The 17,120-nt window shown below is 71.8% G+C and carries 15 protein-coding genes; 10 read left to right on the forward strand and 5 right to left on the reverse strand.

The window, feature by feature from the left end; translation table 11 throughout:
• Positions 1-90: 90 nt before the first annotated feature.
• The 8 genes from ACZ6SA_RS09250 to ACZ6SA_RS09285 all read left to right on the forward strand — a co-directional run bounded on the left by ACZ6SA_RS09250 (position 91) and on the right by ACZ6SA_RS09285 (position 10,236).
• Entirely contained in the window at positions 91-1,677 is a 1,587-nt protein-coding gene (locus ACZ6SA_RS09250; protein WP_347646597.1) for a PspC domain-containing protein, read from the forward strand.
• Complete coding sequence (locus ACZ6SA_RS09255; RefSeq protein ID WP_347616678.1) at positions 1,667-1,870, forward strand: hypothetical protein; 204 nt, start codon at positions 1,667-1,669, stop codon at positions 1,868-1,870. Before ACZ6SA_RS09250 ends, ACZ6SA_RS09255 begins: the two co-directional genes overlap by 11 nt.
• Positions 1,871-1,941: 71 nt before the next feature.
• Positions 1,942-2,424 carry a (2Fe-2S)-binding protein gene (locus tag ACZ6SA_RS09260; RefSeq protein WP_465827354.1) on the forward strand — a complete coding sequence of 161 codons (483 nt, stop codon included), beginning with the start codon at positions 1,942-1,944 and terminating at the stop codon, positions 2,422-2,424.
• A complete protein-coding gene (locus ACZ6SA_RS09265) occupies positions 2,421-4,835 on the forward strand; it encodes a xanthine dehydrogenase family protein molybdopterin-binding subunit (RefSeq protein WP_347646595.1) in 2,415 nt (804 codons plus the stop codon). Before ACZ6SA_RS09260 ends, ACZ6SA_RS09265 begins: the two co-directional genes overlap by 4 nt.
• Positions 4,832-5,686, forward strand: coding sequence for an FAD binding domain-containing protein (locus tag ACZ6SA_RS09270; RefSeq protein ID WP_347646594.1), 855 nt, complete (start codon positions 4,832-4,834; stop codon positions 5,684-5,686). Before ACZ6SA_RS09265 ends, ACZ6SA_RS09270 begins: the two co-directional genes overlap by 4 nt.
• A gap of 69 nt (positions 5,687-5,755) precedes the next feature.
• A complete protein-coding gene (locus ACZ6SA_RS09275) occupies positions 5,756-6,457 on the forward strand; it encodes an SRPBCC family protein (RefSeq protein ID WP_347646593.1) in 702 nt (233 codons plus the stop codon).
• Between the two features lie 87 nt (positions 6,458-6,544).
• Positions 6,545-9,175, forward strand: coding sequence for a bifunctional glycosyltransferase/CDP-glycerol:glycerophosphate glycerophosphotransferase (locus ACZ6SA_RS09280; RefSeq protein WP_465827356.1), 2,631 nt, complete (start codon positions 6,545-6,547; stop codon positions 9,173-9,175).
• Entirely contained in the window at positions 9,172-10,236 is a 1,065-nt protein-coding gene (locus ACZ6SA_RS09285; protein ID WP_347646591.1) for a glycosyltransferase, read from the forward strand. The genes ACZ6SA_RS09280 and ACZ6SA_RS09285 overlap by 4 nt, the downstream gene beginning before the upstream one ends.
• A 5-nt stretch (positions 10,237-10,241) precedes the next feature.
• On the opposite strand, the gene ACZ6SA_RS09290 is transcribed toward ACZ6SA_RS09285, so the two are convergent.
• From ACZ6SA_RS09290 to ACZ6SA_RS09300, 3 genes are read right to left on the reverse strand one after another with little or no spacing between them, the layout of a single operon-like run.
• Positions 10,242-11,282: a sulfotransferase family protein gene (locus tag ACZ6SA_RS09290; RefSeq protein ID WP_465827357.1), complete on the reverse strand. Its 1,041-nt coding sequence runs from the start codon at positions 11,280-11,282 to the stop codon at positions 10,242-10,244.
• Positions 11,283-11,303: 21 nt separating this feature from the next.
• Entirely contained in the window at positions 11,304-12,149 is an 846-nt protein-coding gene (locus ACZ6SA_RS09295) for a CDP-alcohol phosphatidyltransferase family protein (RefSeq protein WP_347646589.1), read from the reverse strand.
• A 48-nt stretch (positions 12,150-12,197) separates the two neighbouring features.
• Positions 12,198-13,640: a glycosyltransferase family 2 protein gene (locus tag ACZ6SA_RS09300; protein WP_465827359.1), complete on the reverse strand. Its 1,443-nt coding sequence runs from the start codon at positions 13,638-13,640 to the stop codon at positions 12,198-12,200.
• A gap of 159 nt (positions 13,641-13,799) precedes the next feature.
• Between ACZ6SA_RS09300 and ACZ6SA_RS09305 the strand changes: the two genes are divergently transcribed.
• Positions 13,800-14,291, forward strand: a complete 492-nt coding sequence (locus ACZ6SA_RS09305) for a GNAT family N-acetyltransferase (protein WP_347646587.1) — start codon at positions 13,800-13,802, stop codon at positions 14,289-14,291.
• Positions 14,288-15,331, forward strand: coding sequence for a pseudaminic acid synthase (gene pseI, locus ACZ6SA_RS09310; RefSeq protein ID WP_347646586.1), 1,044 nt, complete (start codon positions 14,288-14,290; stop codon positions 15,329-15,331). Before ACZ6SA_RS09305 ends, pseI begins: the two co-directional genes overlap by 4 nt.
• On the opposite strand, the gene ACZ6SA_RS09315 is transcribed toward pseI, so the two are convergent.
• Complete coding sequence (locus tag ACZ6SA_RS09315) at positions 15,328-16,299, reverse strand: PseG/SpsG family protein (protein WP_347646585.1); 972 nt, start codon at positions 16,297-16,299, stop codon at positions 15,328-15,330. The two genes, pseI and ACZ6SA_RS09315, sit on opposite strands and share 4 nt — an antisense overlap.
• The gene (locus ACZ6SA_RS09320; protein WP_465827361.1) at positions 16,296-17,024 is read right to left on the reverse strand and encodes a cytidylyltransferase domain-containing protein; all 729 of its coding nucleotides are present in this window, start codon (positions 17,022-17,024) and stop codon (positions 16,296-16,298) included. Before ACZ6SA_RS09320 ends, ACZ6SA_RS09315 begins: the two co-directional genes overlap by 4 nt.
• Between the last annotated feature and the right edge of the window lie 96 nt (positions 17,025-17,120).

Consider the following 17,120-nt stretch of genomic DNA (forward strand, 5'->3'; position numbering starts at 1 on the left):
CCGGGCACAAGGGCATCAGGGAACGACCCCCGGGTCGGGTCAGGGGTGTCCCGGATGCGGGCACACCGCACGCAGGTACACGATGGTGACATGACAGAAGCTCCGCCCAGGGAACCGGCCGCTCCTCACCGTGTGCTGCGACGCAGCAGCGAGGGGCGCTTCCTCATGGGAGTCTGCGCGGGCCTCGGGCGGCACACCGGCATCGACCCCGTGGTGTTCCGCGTGGGCTTCGCGGTGCTGATGCTCGGCTCTGGCATCGGCCTGTTCCTCTACATCGCGGCGTTCCTGCTGATGAAGGAGCCGAACGGCAAGCCCGGCCTCATCGAGCAGTGGACCCGCCGCGACTTCGACGCCGACGCCGTGATGGCGCTGCTGGCCGCGGTGCTGGCGTGCGGCCTGGGGATCAACATGGCGACGGTGTGGCTGGACGTGGGCACGCTCGTGGTGGGCGTGTTCCTGGCCGTGTCGCTGCTGGCCGCGCACGCGAGCGGGGTCGACCTGCTGGGGCTGGCCCGGTCGATGCCCGAGCGGCTCAGCAGGCGCAGGACCGGCGACGGGCGACCGGCGCCGTCCTACACGCCTCCCAGGCCGACGTCTCCGGTACGCCCGCAGTCCGCGGCCACCGGCCTGGGCGAGCCCGCGGCGCAGGAGACAGGCCACCGGCCGGTCCAGGAACCGGTACACGAGACGACCCGCCATCCGGTCCAGGAACCGGCGCAGGAGACGACCCGCCGACCGCCCCACGAGCCGACCCGGGAGTTCACCGGGCTGGTGAGCGAGAACGCTCAGGAGTCGCCGCCGGCCGGACCTGCCCGGGGGCACGACGCCGTCGAGCCGGACGCGGCCCTCGGCGACGCGGTGACGGCGGAGCACGCCGTGCCCCCGTACCAGCCGCCCGCCCACGGACGGCGGCAGCCGCGAACGGCCGCCTACGGCGACCCGTTCGCCCCCAACGGCCCCTACCAGCCGCTCGATCCGGCCAGGAGAGCCGGCGGCTACTCGCCGTACGATCCGGCTCTGTACGCCCGCCCGGCCCCCGCGGAACGGCCCAGGCCGGCACGCCGCCCGAAGTCGTTCATCGGCGTCTTCACCCTGTTGCTGGCTTTCATCATTGGAGGAATCGTCATGGCGGCCCAGGCCAGGACGGTCACTGGCGTGAGCCCGACCATCGTCGGCGGCGCCATGCTCATCACCATCGGCGCCGGGCTGCTGATCGCCGCCTGGTGGGGGCGGGGCGCCGGGCTGGTCGCCGCTGGTACGTTCGTCGCGCTGCTCGTGGGCACGGGGCTGATGCTGGGCGGTGTGCCGAGCAATGTCGGATCGTCGGAATGGACCCCGGCCAGCGTCGCGGAGGCGAGCCGGCACTATGACGCCGGGCTCGGCGACGGCCGGCTCGACCTGTCGGAGCTGGAGCTGGCGCCGGGGTCGACGACGACGTTCACCGCCTCGGTCAAGGCGGGCGAGCTGGTGGTGATCGTGCCACCGACGGCGAGAGTGGAGGTGCGTGCCTCCAACAAGGTCGGCGACATCACGCTGGACCAGTCGGTCCAGGGCGGAGTGGATGTGCGGGTGAACGAAGTGCTGCAACCCGAGGTGAAACCGGACGGCGAGCCCGCCACCCTCGTGCTCGATCTGCGCAGCGGCGTCGGCGACATCGAGGTGCGACGTGGCGCGTGACGTCGAGCGGCCGCGCCGCGTGCACAGGACGGACTGGATGGCCCTGCTCAGCGGCGTGCTTTTTGTCGTTTTGGGTATTTTGGTGGTGACAAGGGCGATCACGGATTGGCTGGTTCTCTGGGGTGTGATGGTGCTGGGATTGGCGTTCGCGGGGCTGGTGGCGATCATCGCCAAGGGGCTGCGCGGCAAGTAGACCTTGACCCGGAATAACACCGGCGTACGTTCGGAGTGTCCGCCTTTCCCCCTGCTCCTGAGGGAGGACGTATGCCCCGAATCACCGTCACCGTCGACGGGATCACCTACGAGGAGGACGTCGAACCGCGGCTCCTGCTCGTCCACCTGCTGAGAGACCGGCTCGGCAAAACCGGCACACCGGTCGGCTGCGACACGAGCAACTGCGGCGCCTGCACGGTCATGCTCGACGGCAAGAGCGTGAAGAGCTGCTCGGTGCTGGCCGTCCAGGCCGACGGCGGCGACGTCGTCACCATCGAGGGCCTGGGCGCCGACGGGTCGATGCACCCGATGCAGCGGGCCTTCCACGAAGAGCACGCGCTGCAGTGCGGATACTGCACGCCCGGCATGGTCATGGCCTCGATCGACCTGCTCAGAGACGATCCCGACCCGTCGGAGGAGATGATCAGGGAGGGCCTCGAGGGCAACCTGTGCCGCTGCACCGGCTACTGCAACATCGTCCGCGCCGTACGGAGGGGCGCGCAGGAGATGGGGCAGGCGGTGAGTTCGCAATGACGGAGATGGACGCCGGCCTGGTCGCCGAGCAGATCGCCCGGAGCGACCAGCTCAACGAGCCGACCGACCGCTCCGAGGTGGGCAGGCCGCGGCGGCGCAAAGAGGACACGAGGCTGCTCACGGGGCGGACGCAGTGGACGGACAACCTCTCGCGCCCCGGCATGCTGCACGTGATGTACCTGCGCAGCCCGATGGCGCACGCCAGGATCACCAGGGTCGACGTGTCGGGGGCGCGTGACCTGCCGGGGGTCGTGGCGGCGTACAGCGGGGAGGATTTCGCCGCCGAGCAGGGCAGCCTGCCGTGCGCCTGGCCGGTGAGCGACGACATCGTCATCCCCGACCACCCGCCGATGGCCGTGTCCGAGGTGCGCTACGTCGGCGAGGCCGTGGCCTGCGTGGTCGCGACCGACCGCTACCGCGCCGCCGACGCGCTCGACGCCATCGAGGTCGACTACGAGCCGCTGCCTGCCGTGCTCGACATGAACGAAGCCCTCGCCGACGGCAGCCCGAAGGTGCACGAGGCGGGCAACAAGGCGTTCAGCGCGAAGATCACGTCGGGCGACCTCGACGCCGCGTTCGAGGGCGCTCCCGTCGTCATCGACCGCACGTACGTGCAGCAGCGGCTCATCCCGAGCGCGATGGAGCCGCGGGCGGTGCTGGCCGACACCGACGGCGAGTCGTTCACGCTCTGGACGTCCACGCAGATCCCGCACGTCCTGCGGGTCATGCTGGCCATGGTGACCGGCGTCCCCGAGCACCGGATCCGCGTGATCGCGCCCGACGTGGGCGGCGGGTTCGGCTCGAAGTTGCAGGTCACCGCGGAGGAGGTGCTGGGCCTGCTGCTCACGCGCAAGCTCGGCAAGCCGGTCAAGTGGACCGAGTCCCGCTCCGAGGGCAACCTGACCGTGCACCACGGCCGCGACCAGATCCAGCACATCAGGCTGGCCGCCGACGCGGACGGGCGCATCAGAGGGCTGCAGGTCGACCTGCTGGCCGACATGGGCGCCTACCTGATGCTGGTGACGCCGGGCATCCCGATGCTGGGCGCGTCGATGTTCAACGCGATCTACAAGATGGACGCGTACGAGTTCGCCTGCACGGGCGTGTTCACCACCAAGATGCCCACCGACGCGTACCGGGGCGCGGGCCGCCCGGAGGCGACGTTCGCCATCGAGCGGATGATGGACGAGCTCGCCGCCGAGCTGCGCATGGACCCGGTGGAGGTGCGCAGGCGCAACTGGATCAGGCACGAGGAGTTCCCGTACACGACGATCTCGGGCCTGACGTACGACTCGGGCAACTACGAGGCGGCCACGGACAGGGCGCTGGCGTTGTTCGGCTACGACAAGCTGCGGGCCGAGCAGTCCGACCGGCGTGACAGGGGCGACCCGGTGCAGCTCGGCATCGGCGTCAGCACGTACACCGAGATGTGCGGACTGGCGCCGTCGAGGATGCTCGGCGAGGCCAACTACGGCGCGGGCGGCTGGGAGCACGGCGCGGTGCGCATGCTGCCCACGGGCAAGGTCGAGGTCATCACCGGCACCTCGCCGCACGGGCAGGGCCACGTGACGTCGTGGAGCCAGATCGCGGCCGACGCGCTCGGCGTGCCGTTCGAGGACGTCACGGTGTTGCACGGCGACACGGCGATCGCCCACAAGGGCATGGACACCTACGGCTCCCGCTCGCTGGTCATCGGCGGCGTCGCGGTGCTGAAGGCGTGCGACAAGGTCAAGGACAAGGCCCGCAAGCTGGCCGCGCACGTGCTGGAGTGCTCGCCGGACGACCTGGAGTTCGAGGCCGGGGCGTTCAAGGTGCGGGGCACCGAGTCTCAGCGGACGATCCAGGAGCTGGCCCTGGCCGCGTTCACGGCGCACGACCTGCCCGACGGGGTGGAGGCGCGGCTCGACTCCGAGGCCACGTTCGATCCGGAGAACTACTCCTTCCCGCACGGCACCCACCTGTGCGCGGTGGAGGTGGACACGGAGACGGGCATGGTGAAGATCCGCTCGTACGTGGCGGTCGACGACGTCGGCAAGGTCGTCAACCCGCTGATCGTGGAGGGCCAGGTGCACGGCGGCATCGCGCAGGGCATCGCGCAGGCGCTGTTCGAGGAGGCCGTCTACGACGCCGACGGCAACCTGCTGACCACCACGATGGCCGACTATCTGCTCCCGTCGGCGGCGGACCTGCCGGGCTTCACCCTCGACCGCACAGAGACGCCGGCGACCAGCAACCCGCTGGGCGTCAAGGGCGTCGGCGAGGCGGGCACGATCGCCTCGACCCCGGCCGTGGTGAACGCCGTCGTGGACGCCCTGCGCCCGCGCGGCGTGCACGACGTACGGATGCCGTGCACGCCGGAACGCATCTGGCGGGTCCTCAACGACGGCGCGCAGGAAGGAGCACGGCCATGATCCCCGCGCAGTTCGACTACGCCCGGCCCGCCTCGCTGGAGGAGGCCTGCCAGGCGCTCGCCTCCGACGAGGAAGCCAAGGTGCTGGCGGGCGGCCAGTCGCTGCTGCCGCTGCTGCGGATGCGGCTGGCGTACCCGTCGACGCTGGTGGACGTCGGCCGGCTGCCGGATCTGAAGGGCGTGCACGATCGCGGCGACCACGTCTTCATCGGCGCGATGACCACGCACGACGAGGTCGTGCGCTCCGACGTGGTCACCGCCGGATGCCCGCTGGTGGCGCTGGCCACGGCCATGGTGGCCGACCGGGCGATCCGGCACCGGGGCACGTTCGGCGGCTCGCTGGCGCACGCCGACCCGGCGGGCGACCTGCCGGCCGTGGTGCTGGCACTGGACGGCGTGCTCGTGGCCAGGTCGGCGGAGGGTGAGCGGGAGATCCCCGCCGCCGGCTTCTTCGTCGACTACCTGGAGTCGGCGCTGGAGCCGGGCGAGATCCTGACCGGGGTGAAGATCCCGAAGCTGGGCGCGGGCTGGGGTTTCCACTACGAGAAGTTCCACAGGACCGCGCAGTCGTGGGCGATCGTCGGGGTGGCGGCGGCGGTCAAGCGTTCCAACGGCGCGATCACCGAGGCCAGGATCGGGCTGACGAACATGGGAGAGAAGCCGCTGCGCGCCCGAGCCACCGAGTCGGCCCTGCGGGGCGTGGAGCTCGGTGACCAGGTGCGCCTGGCGTGCGAGGAGGCGGCCGCCGACACCTCTCCGCCGGCCGACCTGCACGCGCAGCCCGACTACCGGCGGCACCTGGCCAGGGTGCTGACCCATCGGGCGGTACGCGCGGCGGCCGGATCGCCCTGATCTCAAGGGGGCATCCCTTCCGGGGTGCCCCCGCCCCGGCGTAGTGTCGCAACGGAGAAGGAGCGGTCGATGGCGATGCGTTTCGAACACGAGTTCACGGTTCCTGTTCCGGTCGAGCAGGCCTGGGCGGTGCTGCTCGACGTCGAGCGGGTCGCTCCGTGCCTGCCGGGGGCGAGCCTGGACGTCTTCGAGGGCGACGAGTTCACCGGCAGGATGAAGGTCAAGGTCGGCCCGATCACGGTGACGTACAAGGGCTCGGCCGCGTTCGAGGAAGTGGACAAAGACTCCCACACGCTGACGCTCAAGGCGTCGGGCAAGGAGTCGAGGGGGCCGGGCACGGCCTCCGCCACGGTCAAGGCGCGGATGACGCCGCGCGAAGGGGCCACGGCGGTGGCCGTGGAGACGACGTTCAACGTGACCGGCCGGCCGGCCCAGTTCGGGCGGGGCGTGATGGCCGAGGTCGGCGCCAAGCTCATCGACAGGTTCGCCGAGAACCTGGCCGCGCTGCTGTCCGAGTCGACCGTCGAGCCCGCCCCTCCGCGGGAGGAGGATCGGCCTGTCGCGGCGGTGCCGGAGCCCGGCGAACCCGAGGAGATCCGGCAGGAGGTGCGGCCCGTTGGCACGTTGCGCACGTCGCGCACGGCCGACGAGGAGGCGCTCGACCTGCTGGAGATCGCCGGGCAACCGCTGCTCAAGCGGCTGGCGCCGATCGCGGGCGCGGTCGCGGCGCTGCTGGTCATCCTCTGGGTGATTCGTCGGCTTATGCGCTGATTTTTGGGCAAATATTTGATCAAGTCCTGACGCTTCCCCTCCGGCAGGGGCAGCCATCCCCGCAGAGGACTACTGGGGGGACTCGGCATGCCGGACTGCACCGTCGTCGTCATCACGTACAACGACGCGGCCCGCCTGCCCAGGGCCGTACGCTCCGTGCTCGGGCAGTCGCTGCGCGACCTGGAGGTGATCATCTCCGACGACGCCAGCACGGACGGCACGCCGGAGGTGGCGGCCCGGCTCGTGGCCGGCGACCCCCGGGTCCGCTACCTGCGCAGGCGGCACAACAGCGGCGGGTGCGGGGCCCCGCGCAACGACGGCATCGACGCGGCGACCGCGCCGTACGTCATGTTCCTCGACAGCGACGACGAGATGCCCCGGCACGCGTGCAAGAGCCTGCTCGCCGAGATCGAGCGCACCGGCGCCGACTTCGTGTCGGGGCAGATCTCGCGTCTGTACGAGCGGACCGGCCGCCTGCAGCCGTACTACCCGTGGTTGTTCGCCCGGCGGCGGGTGGTCGAGGGCATCCGCGAGGAGCCCGCGTTGTTCCTCGACAGCTTCACCACCAACAAGCTCTACGACCTGGGCCGGCTGCGCGCCGCCCGGCTGCGTTTCCCCGAGGACATCCACTACGAGGACCACGTCTTCGCCGCCGAGTTGTACGCGCTGTCACGCAGGTTCGCCGTCGTGCCGTGGACGGTCTACCACTGGCACAGGGCGCCCACGAACGAGTCGATCTCGCTGAGCATCGACGACCTGGACAACGTGCGCCAGCGGGTCACGGCTGCCCGGATGAGCGACGACGCCCTGCGCCGGCACGGGGCCGGCGACCTGGTGCCGCACCGCCAGCGCCGCTTCCTCCGCCAGGACCTGCGCGTCTACCTCAACCCGCTGCCGTCCCGCGACCTGGTGTGGATCAAGGAGTTCGCCTCCATCGTGCGGCCGTACCTGGAGGAGATCCCCGGGGACGCGCTGGACGAGATGGCGCCCCTCGACCGGGTCTGCTGCCGGCTCATCCTGGACGACCGGATCGAGGACCTGCGGATCGCGGCGGGCTCGCTCACCGGGCCGAGAGCCGCCCCCAGGGCCGCCGTGCAGCACGACGGGCGGACGTACTGGGGCACCACGGTCTCGCCCGGCATGGACATCACCCGGCTGCGGCTGGCGGAGCTGCCCTACTCGGCGTCCAGGCTGCGGCACGAGGCGACCGCCCTGTCCTCGGACGGCGAGCGCGTACGGATGACCGTGCGCAGCTACGACCCGTTCGGCAAGCTGCCGCTGGAGTGGAAGGCGTTCCTGCAGCTCGGCGGGAAACGCGTCCCCATCACGCCGCGACCGTCCGGCGACGGCGGGTACGTCAGCGAGGTCGTCTTCACGCCCACCGGCAAGTGCGATCCGCGCATCGGCTTCACCAGGACCTCCGACGGGCACACCACGACCGACCGGATCATCGTCGACCCGCGCACCGAGCCCATCGAGTTGCCCGGCCGCACGGTGAAGGCGGAGGGCCACGCCGCGTACCTGTGCGTGCGTCCCGTGGCCGGGCCGCGGCCCGTGTGGCAGCGGGTCAAGCGGCGCCTGCTCAGGCGGTACAGCACGCCGCGGAACAAGTTGCGGGCGTACAAGGTGCTGATCCGCCTGTTGCCGCGGCGCGGGGACCTCGCGCTGTTCGAGTCGGACGTCGGGAAGGGCTACAGCGGCAGCCCGCGGGCCCTGCACGAGGAGGTGCGGCGGCGCGGGCTGCCGATCGAGGTGGTCTGGTCGGCGGCGAAGGGGCGCGGCGGGTTTCCCCGAGGCGTGCGGCGGGTGCGCAGGGGCAGCTGGCGTTACGTCTGGACGATGGCGCGCGCGGGAATCTGGGTGGACAGCCACGGGTTCCCGCTCGACTACCCGAAGCCGCGGGGCACCCGCTACCTGCAGACCTGGCACGGGCAGGGGATCAAGTCGATCGGCTTCGACGCGCCCGACCTGCGCGGCGACTTCGACCGGCCGCGGGCACGATGGCGGGCCGCGGTCGCCCGGTGGGACGCGCTGGTGTCGCCGAGCGCGGAGTTCTCGCGGGTGTTCCTGCCGTCCAACGGCTACACGGGCAAGGTCTACCGCTGCGGGACTCCACGCTGCGACGCCCTCGTACGCGGGGAGGGCGCGCGCGACGTGCGGGAACGGCTGGAGATCCCGCCCGGCAGGAAGATCCTCCTGTACGCGCCCACCTACCGGGACCGGGCCAAGGGCAGCGGCCGGTCGGTGCGCGTGGACCTGGAACTCATGGCCGACGAGCTGGCCGGCGAGTGGGTCGTCGTCCTGCGCACCCATCCGGTCGAGCGGTATCGCGTGCCCGAGCACCTGCTGCACTTCGTCCGCGCCGCCGGATCCTACCCGGAGATCAACGACCTGATGCCCGCCTCGGACGCGCTGCTGACGGACTACTCCTCGGTGATGTGCGACTACGCGCTCACGGGCAAGCCGATGGTGTTCTTCATCGACGACTGGGACGACTACCGGCTGTCGGAGCGCGGCGTCTACCACGACCTCCCGGCCATCGCGCCGGGACCGTGCGTGACGACCACCGAGGACCTCGTGGCCGCGATCAGGGACCTGCCCGCCCGGCACGCGGCCTGCGCCGAGCGGTACGCCGCCTTCCGCGACCTCTGGTGCGCCGACGAGCACGGCGACGCCGCCGCCAGGATCGTGGCCGACTTCTTCGAGGGCGCCCATTGAGCGTCGTCTTCGCCTGCCTCGACGCCGACTCCCTCGGCGGCGTCCAGCAGGTGACGCACACCCTCGCGCAGGGGCTGGCCGGCCGGGGCCACGAGGTGCACGTGATCGGCCTGCACCGCCCCGCCGCCCCCTTCCGGTACGTGCACCGGCCGCTCTACCACCACCACGTGATCAGCCGCCGGCCCGTGGACACGGCCGGACGCCTGGCCCGCAGGCGGGTCGACAGGAAGCTGAAGGAACTGCTCGAAACGATCCGGCCGGGGTACGCGGTGATGACCTCGCCCTCGGCGGTGGCCAGGATCGCGGGGCTGCTGCCGCCGGCGTTCCGGCCCATCGGGCAGTACCACGGCTCCTACGACCACGCCCGCGACTGCTGGCACCTGGCCTCGATCAGGAGGCACTACCCCCGGCTCGACCAGGCGGTGTTCCTCAGCGAGGACGACGCGTGGCGGTTCTCGGAGCACGCGCTGCTGCCCAACACGTGGAGCCTGCCGAACCCCCTGGCGGCCTGGCCGGAGGAGACGTCCGCGCTCGACTCGCCGCGGGTGCTCGGCGTGGGCAGGCTGGAGGGGGTCAAACGGTTCGACCGGCTGATCACCGCGTTCGCCCGGTCGGGCGCGCCGCCGCCGTGGGAGCTGCACCTGATCGGCGACGGCGGCGAGCTGGCGCGGCTGCGCGAGCGCGCGGCCGGGGAGGGCGTCGGTGACCGGGTGGTCTTCCGCGGGCGGGTGCCCGCCGCGCGCATGCCCGGCGAATATCTGGCGGCCTCGGTTCTCGGCCTGACCAGCGAGCACGAGGGACTGCCCGTCGTGCTGCTGGAGTCGGCGGCGCACGGGGTGCCCGCGGTGGCGTTCGGCGTCTCGGGGGGCGTGCGCTCGGCCGGGCCGGTGGTGGTGCCGCCCGGCGACGTCACCGCCTTCGCCTCGGCGCTGGGCCGGCTCGTCCGTTCCACGGAGGAGCGGCGCCGCGCGGGCGCCGCCGCCCGCGCACGGGCCGAGGCCTTCCGCCTCGACCCCGTGCTGGACCGCTGGGAGTCGATGTTCGCCCACATCGACCGCTGAGGCGGCTACACCGCCGGTTCGGCCAGCTCCGGGCGCTGTTGCGGCACGCCCGCGAGCGAGCACTGGCCCGAGGTGAGCATCGCGGCCACCGGGCTCGGCTCGCGCAGCCGGTTCAGCCGGTCGCGCATGGCCTTGCGCATGCGGCTGGCCTTACGCTTCTGCATCGTCTTCTGGCAGGCGACCACGTGCTCCTTGGTGGGCTTGGGCGCGCCGGTGAGCTCGTACCCCATGGACTCCAGGCGGTCGCCGAGCATGTGCTCGCACAACGAGATCTCCCAGTCCTCCAGCCGGTTCGCCCAGCTGCCCACGCGGCTGCGCAGGACGTCGCTGTGCGTGTTGCTGTGCCAAACCTTGTGCTGCGGCACCGCCACCTGGGCCGCCTCGCGCGGGGAGACCATCGACGGGGCGAAGTCCTCCTCCAGGAAGTGGCAGAGCTTCTTCAGCTCGGTCGCCGGGTCGTCCGTGAGGTCCTCGTAGCGCAGCTCGTAGTACGTGTCATCGGGCAGGGTCCGGCGCAGCCGGCCGCCCGCGTCGATGGCCTCGGCCCAGGTGGACACGGCGTGGAAGGAGTCCAGGTTGTACCAGGGCATCTCCTTCAGCGAGGACACGCAGTCGCGGCCGTCCCTGATCAGGTGGATGAACTGGGCGTCGGGGAAGAGCCGCAGCAGCATGTCGACCTGCTTGACGTAGCTCGGTCGCTTGTCGCCCCAGCGGGGCTTGTCGAAGCGGTCGGCGTACATGCGGAAGGCCGTGCCGATCACCGATCCGAGCGAGCCCGGGCCCTCCACGCACTGCCGGACGAACTCGTCCTTGTCGATCTTGAGCTCGCGGAACTTGGTGCTGCGTTCGGTCGCGATCCACTGGGCGAACGCGCGCCGGCGCTGGGTGACCCGCAGGTCGCCCCAGGTGCGCCGGCGGTGGTAGGCGGGAACGAGGAAGCGCGTCTCCGGAGGCACCGCCATGCGCGGGTGCGAGTGGAGCATGAGCTGGAGCATCGTGGTGCCAGACCGCGGGCATCCGATGACGAAGACTGGCCGGTCGGACATTGCGTTGTAACCCCCGAAAACTTAGACGAGAACGTGCTCTCGGCTCTCCTGAGAGGAGGCCGCGCCGTGCCTGCGCGTGAAGAGCCACAGCCGGTAGACGAGGAAGACCTCGTTGGCCAGCAGCAGAACCCCCGACATCGCGGCGAGCGGGATCAGCGCCCATGCCCCCGCAAGAGGCGCGACCACGAACACCGCCGCATGGAACTCGATGCCGCTGATCAGGTGCGAGCGCACCCTGTGGCGGGCCAGGAACCTGTTGAGCCGTCGCGGAAAGCTGCGCCGCCGGGGCCCCCGCCCCAGCGCCACCCGATCCTGCTGCTCCTGCGGCTCCTGGTCGAAAGGATCCTGGTCGAAGGGCTCATGCTCGTCGCCGGGCTCCTGCCGCCCCTCCTTGACCGCCTCGCGCACCCGCTTCATCTGCGGCGCGTTGACGTACCTGAACAGGTCGAGCACGGCCACCGCCGCGCCCAGGACGATGAAGTGCACCTCGCCCGTCAGCGCGTACTGCCCGTACGCCAGCCCTCCGGCGCACAGGACCACCCGGACGCGGTCACCCACGTAGTCGAGCCAGAGCCCGAAGGGCGTGCCGGTGCCCTTGAGCCGGGCGACCTTGCCGTCCACGCAGTCGATCATGAAGCTCAGATAGAACGCGAGAGCGCCCGCCGCGAGCTGGTTCATCGCGAAACAGGCGGCCGACACCGCGCCGAGGACCAGGGAGAACACGGTGAGCGCGTTGGGCGTCAGCTGGGTGCGGTTGGCGACGGCCAGCGCGACCCGGCAGGCGGCCGGGTCCACGAAGTACACGGTCCACCAGGAATCTCTCCGCTTGCGTGTCTCGTGGACGTCATCGAGCGAATAGGTCCTCATGGACTCCAGCATGGCCACGCAACGCGCCGGATCGATCACTCTCTGGAACTACTGGGTGGTTTCCATGCCTGTTCTTGACCGTCCCGGCACGGAAAACCGCCACGTGGGCCCGGTGTCGCCGTCCCTGCACAAGCCGGTCATGACCAGACCGCGCAGTTCGGCGCGCACCTCGAGCTTCCAGTTCTTCCCGCCGCCGCCGAGCCGGCGGGGGTCGATGGCGGCGACCACGCCGTGGCGGCCCGAGCGCCGCACCTCCAGGGGCACGCGGCGGCGCCCGTCGCCGAGCCACATGCTGACCCTGGACAGCTTCCTGTCGACGCGGTGGAACGACACGTGCCCCCGCAGCCGGTACTCCGTGCCGGTCCACTCGCACGCGTCGACCCTGGCGACCAGTTTGAGCTCGTCCCGGGCGTCGAAGACCTCGTCGGGGATCCGGAGCCGGCGGTTGCGGAAGAAGGGGTAGTCGCCGTACCAGTTGGTGACGCGCAGGCCGCGCGGCACGATGCGGGTGCTGCCCTCGCGGGCCCGCCGGAACGCGCGCACCTTGCGCAGTTCCGCCACCAGGCCGCGCTTGACCAGGTGCAGCTCCAGGCGGCGCAGCGAGGGCGCGGTGGCCAGTGCCCGCACGCTCAGCTCGGCCAGCCACGCGTGGGCCAGCTCCACCACCGGCCCGCACTCGTCGCAGTTCTCCAGCGCCTGGAAGAGGAACAGGATGTCCTTCTCCAGCACCAGCGCGTCGAAGCCGTCGAGCAGTTCGGGCGCACGCTCCTCGAGGAAGGCGCGGACCGCGCGGATGGCCGCGAGGCGCTCGTACAGGTTGTCCGGCTCGGTCCTGCGCTGCGTGATCGACGTCGCCCCCGTCTCGCGCCTGCGCCAGTGATAGACCACGTCGCCCACCATGTCCACGCTGGTGGCCAGGACGTGCGCCTGCATGGCGACCGGCACGTCCTCGTAGATGCCGGCGGGGAACGCCAGGCCGCAGCGTTCCCAGAAGGCGCGCCGGTAGACCTTGTTCCACACCGTGCGGTCCCTGACGAGCACCGGCTTGTCGGTGATGTGGGTGCACAGCTGCGGTCGCCTGAACACCTTCTCGTGCAGCGTCGACTCCTCCAGCCGGCCGTCCACGAGCCGTCCCACCGCGCCGCACGCGAGGTCGGACCCGGTCTCGGCCAGGCTGCCGACGAGCAGCTCGTACGCGTGCGGCGGCACGACGTCGTCACTGTCGGCGAAGGCGAGATAGGTGCCGCGGGCGTGCCGGATGCCCTCGTTCCGCGCGGGCCCCGGCCCCTGGTTCCGCTGGGTGACGATGACGAAACGTTCGTCGCGGGCGGCGAAGTCCTCGGCCACGCGCCGGCTGCCGTCCTCGGAACCGTCGTCGACGAGGATCACTTCGAAGTCTTCCAGTGTCTGGGCGGCCAGCGACTTCAGGCACTCGGTGATGTACGCCTCCACGTCGTGAAACGGGACGACGACGCTGAGCAGGGGGATCATGACGATTGCTCCTTGCTTCCTGGACCCGGCTCGAAAGGACAGGTCGAGGGCAGCATGCCGTGGCCGCCGGGCCGGATCCGCATCCCTGATCAGCTCTTTACCTGACGCACAATCGGCTACGTTGTGCAGTTGAGTCCGCGCTGAGAGTTAGGGGCAGCGATGCTGAGGAGCGTCCGTGACGATGATCTGCCCGTGATGCGCCGATGGCGCAACCACCCGCGGGTGCGCTCGGCCAGTTTCGCCACGCACGAGATCGCGCCGGCCGAGCACCTTCGGTGGTGGCAGGCGACCCGCGCCGACCCGGGCAGGTGCGTGCTGATCTACGACCACCGCGGGGTCTCCGCTGGGGTGGTGACCTACGCCGACCTGGCGTCCGGCGCCGCCTCCTGGGGCTTCTACCTCGACCTCGAAGGGCTCGAAGGGTCGGGCGACCTGCTGCGGGCGTGGATCGGGCTGGAGAAGGCGGCCATCGCGCACGCCTTCGGGCCGCTCGGGCAGACGGCGCTGCGCGGCGAGGTGCTGGCCGACAACGCGCCGGTCAGGCTGCTGCACCAGCGGTTCGGCTTCGCCGAGGTGGGCTCCTACCAGCGCGACGTCGACGGTGTTCCGCGTGACGTCGTGGCCATCGAGCTCAGGAAGGGGCAGGCGTGATCTCCATAGCGGGCCGGCCGATCGGGGCGGGGCACCCGCCCTACGTCGTCGCCGAGATGTCCGGAAACCACAACGGGAGCCTGGCACAGGCGCTGGCGATCGTGGACGCGGTGGCGGCGAGCGGCGCGCACGCGCTGAAGCTGCAGACCTACCGGGCCGACACGCTGACCGTCGACTGCGACGGGCCCGCGTTCCGGATCGGCGACGGGCACGAGCTGTGGGGCGGCGAGCACCTCTACCAGCTCTACGAGCGTGCCCACACGCCGTGGGAGTGGCACGAGCCGATCTTCGAGCGGGCCCGCGAGCACGGGCTCACCGCCTTCTCCTCCCCCTTCGACCCCACGGCCGTCGAGCTGCTGGAGAAGCTGGGCACGCCGGCGTACAAGATCGCCTCGTCGGAAATCGTGGACCTGCCGCTGATCAGGCTCGCGGCGAGCACGGGCAAACCACTGATCATCTCGACGGGCATGGCGTCCGCCGGGGAGATCGAGGCCGCCGTGACGGCCGCCCGCGAGGCGGGCTGCGAACAGCTGGCGGTCCTGTCGTGCACGGCGTCCTATCCGGCCTCGCCCGCCGAGAGCAACCTGCGCGCGCTGCCGCTGCTGGCCGCACTCACCGGAGCGGTCGTCGGCGTCTCCGACCACACGCCGGGGCTGGGCGCCGCGCTGGCAGCGGTGGCGCTGGGCGCCTGCCTGATCGAGAAGCACGTCACGACGTCCAGGGCCGAGGGCGGGGTCGACGCGGCCTTCTCGCTGGAGCCGGGCGAGCTGCTGGCGCTGGTGGTGGAGAGCGAGCGGGCCTGGCAGTCGCTGGGCAGCCCGGTGATCGGGCCGCGCCCGTCGGAGCGCGAGGGGCTGCGCTTCCGCCGATCCCTCCACGTCGTGCGCGACGTGCGCGCGGGCGAGCCGGTGACCCCTGACAACGTACGCTCGATCCGGCCGGCGGGCGGGCTGCCTCCCGAGGCCGCCGCGCAGGTGATGGGCCGGCGCTTCACGCAGGACGCGGCGTTCGGCACGCCGCTGACCTGGGACCTCGTCTAGAGCAGGGCGAGCAGGGCCTCGGCGACGCGCTCCCTGCCCTTGCCGTCGACGAGGCCGCTCCCCCGCCTGCCGTGTTCCTCGCGGGCGGCGGGGTCGGCGAGCAGCCGGGCGAGCGCGGCCACGGCCCGCGCGTCCGGCTCGCCGCCCAGCCCGGCGGCGACGCCCCGGCCGACCAGCTCGCCATAGCCGATGAGCTGGTTGTCCGCCACCCAGGTCAGCGCCGTGGGCACGCCGAGGTGGAGCAGCTCCCAGATGGCCGAGCCGGCGGCGGTGACCACGAGGTCGGCGCCGGCCATCAGCTCGGGCAGGCGGTCCGTCGGCGGGATCACGGTGATCGGGTCACCCGCGTCGAAGGGCGCCGGGCTGATCACCGTGCCGCGGAACGGCTCGCCCGTCGCCTGGAGCGCCCGCGCCCACGCGGGGGCGACGCCGGCGCTGTCGGTGCCGCCGAAGAAGCAGAGCACGTGCGGCACCCGGTCATGCCTTGGCGTGCGCGCGCAGCGGCGTACGCGGTCGCGCAGCAGCGCGTATCGTGCTCCGGCCAGCCACCGCCCGCCCCTGCCGGACCCGTGGCGGCGCTCGGCGCCGAGGTTCTGGTCGAGATAGAGGTCGGCCTGCTGGCCCAGGGGGTCGCCGTCGGCGATGGCCAGCACCGCCAGGCCGGCCCGCCCGAGCGCCGCCCCGGTCTCCGCGGGCAGCTCGTACGAGTCCAGCACGACGGCGGCCAGCCGCAACTCGCGGGCCAGCGCCGCCAGCCGGTCGGGTGCCGGCGGCGCGTCGACCAGCGGCAGCCCGCGCTGCTCCAGCTGCGCCAGCGCCCACGGCGAGCCGCGCACGTGCCCGAGGAAGACCACCTCGACGCCCCGGGCGCACAACTCCTCGGCCAGGGCCACGCAGCGCACCAGATGGCCGGCCCCGAGGCTCTCCCCGGCGTCGCAGCGGAAGCCCACCCTGTGGCGGCCGTTCACGCGTCCTGCAGCGCCTTCTGCCGCACGTGGGCGTTGAGCCCGCACACCTCGGGCCGGGCTCGCAACCAGCTCACCAGCGCCTTGACCGGCACGTAGCGGTCGCCGAACTCGCCCACCACGCGGGAGATCAGCTCCCAGTCGTGCTCGGTGTCGAGCGTGACCCGCAGGTCGTCGGCGGCGGGCCGGTAGGTCAGCCCGAGCAGCCGCGCGTCACCCGGATGCTCGTAGACGTAGGAGGTGACGTGGGTTCGGTGGAAGGCGGCGGCCTCCCGGTCGGCCCGCTCCAAGGCGGTCCTGCCGACGATCTCCACGTCGAGGCCGCGCGGCAGCGTGCGCACCAGGCTCGTGCTCAGGTAGTCGAGGCCGGGCACGGCCCGGTAGACCAGCGCCGCCTCCCTGATCACGGCCGGGTCGAGCAGCGGGCAGTCGGCCGTGAACCGCATCACCGCGTCGGCCCGCCGCCCGGCCATCGCCTGCACGAACCGCGTCAGCACGTCGTCGACGGGCCCGCGGTGGCAGGCCACGCCGAGCGCGCGGCACTCGGCGGCCACGGCGTCGTCGGCCGGCTCGATCGTGGTGGCGACGACCAGATCGTCGAGGGCGCCCGCCTCGCGCGCCGCGCGTACGACCCAGGACAACACCGAGCGGCCGCCCAGGTCGCGCAGCACCTTTCCGGGCAGGCGCGTGGAGCCCATCCGAGCCTGAACAATTCCGACAATGCGCACCGAAGCCCCATTCCCCCGTGTGACGCTGAGTCCCCGAACGATCGCGCTATGCTACCGCCTGCTCATACGACGACAGTGCGCAAGCACGATTCAGGG

It is taken from the genome of Nonomuraea sp. NPDC049378, from assembly GCF_055586745.1.

Bases quoted from the DNA above. Each gene is read 5' to 3' on its own strand.
- ACZ6SA_RS09250 (WP_347646597.1), top strand. From the start codon at position 91: ATGACAGAAGCTCCGCCCAGGGAACCGGCCGCTCCTCACCGTGTGCTG.
- ACZ6SA_RS09260 (WP_465827354.1), top strand. From the start codon at position 1,942: ATGCCCCGAATCACCGTCACCGTCGACGGGATCACCTACGAGGAGGAC.
- ACZ6SA_RS09265 (WP_347646595.1), top strand. From the start codon at position 2,421: ATGACGGAGATGGACGCCGGCCTGGTCGCCGAGCAGATCGCCCGGAGC.
- ACZ6SA_RS09270 (WP_347646594.1), top strand. From the start codon at position 4,832: ATGATCCCCGCGCAGTTCGACTACGCCCGGCCCGCCTCGCTGGAGGAG.
- ACZ6SA_RS09275 (WP_347646593.1), top strand. From the start codon at position 5,756: ATGGCGATGCGTTTCGAACACGAGTTCACGGTTCCTGTTCCGGTCGAG.
- ACZ6SA_RS09280 (WP_465827356.1), top strand. From the start codon at position 6,545: ATGCCGGACTGCACCGTCGTCGTCATCACGTACAACGACGCGGCCCGC.
- ACZ6SA_RS09290 (WP_465827357.1), bottom strand. From the start codon at position 11,282: ATGTCCGACCGGCCAGTCTTCGTCATCGGATGCCCGCGGTCTGGCACC.
- ACZ6SA_RS09295 (WP_347646589.1), bottom strand. From the start codon at position 12,149: ATGAGGACCTATTCGCTCGATGACGTCCACGAGACACGCAAGCGGAGA.
- ACZ6SA_RS09300 (WP_465827359.1), bottom strand. From the start codon at position 13,640: ATGATCCCCCTGCTCAGCGTCGTCGTCCCGTTTCACGACGTGGAGGCG.
- ACZ6SA_RS09305 (WP_347646587.1), top strand. From the start codon at position 13,800: ATGCTGAGGAGCGTCCGTGACGATGATCTGCCCGTGATGCGCCGATGG.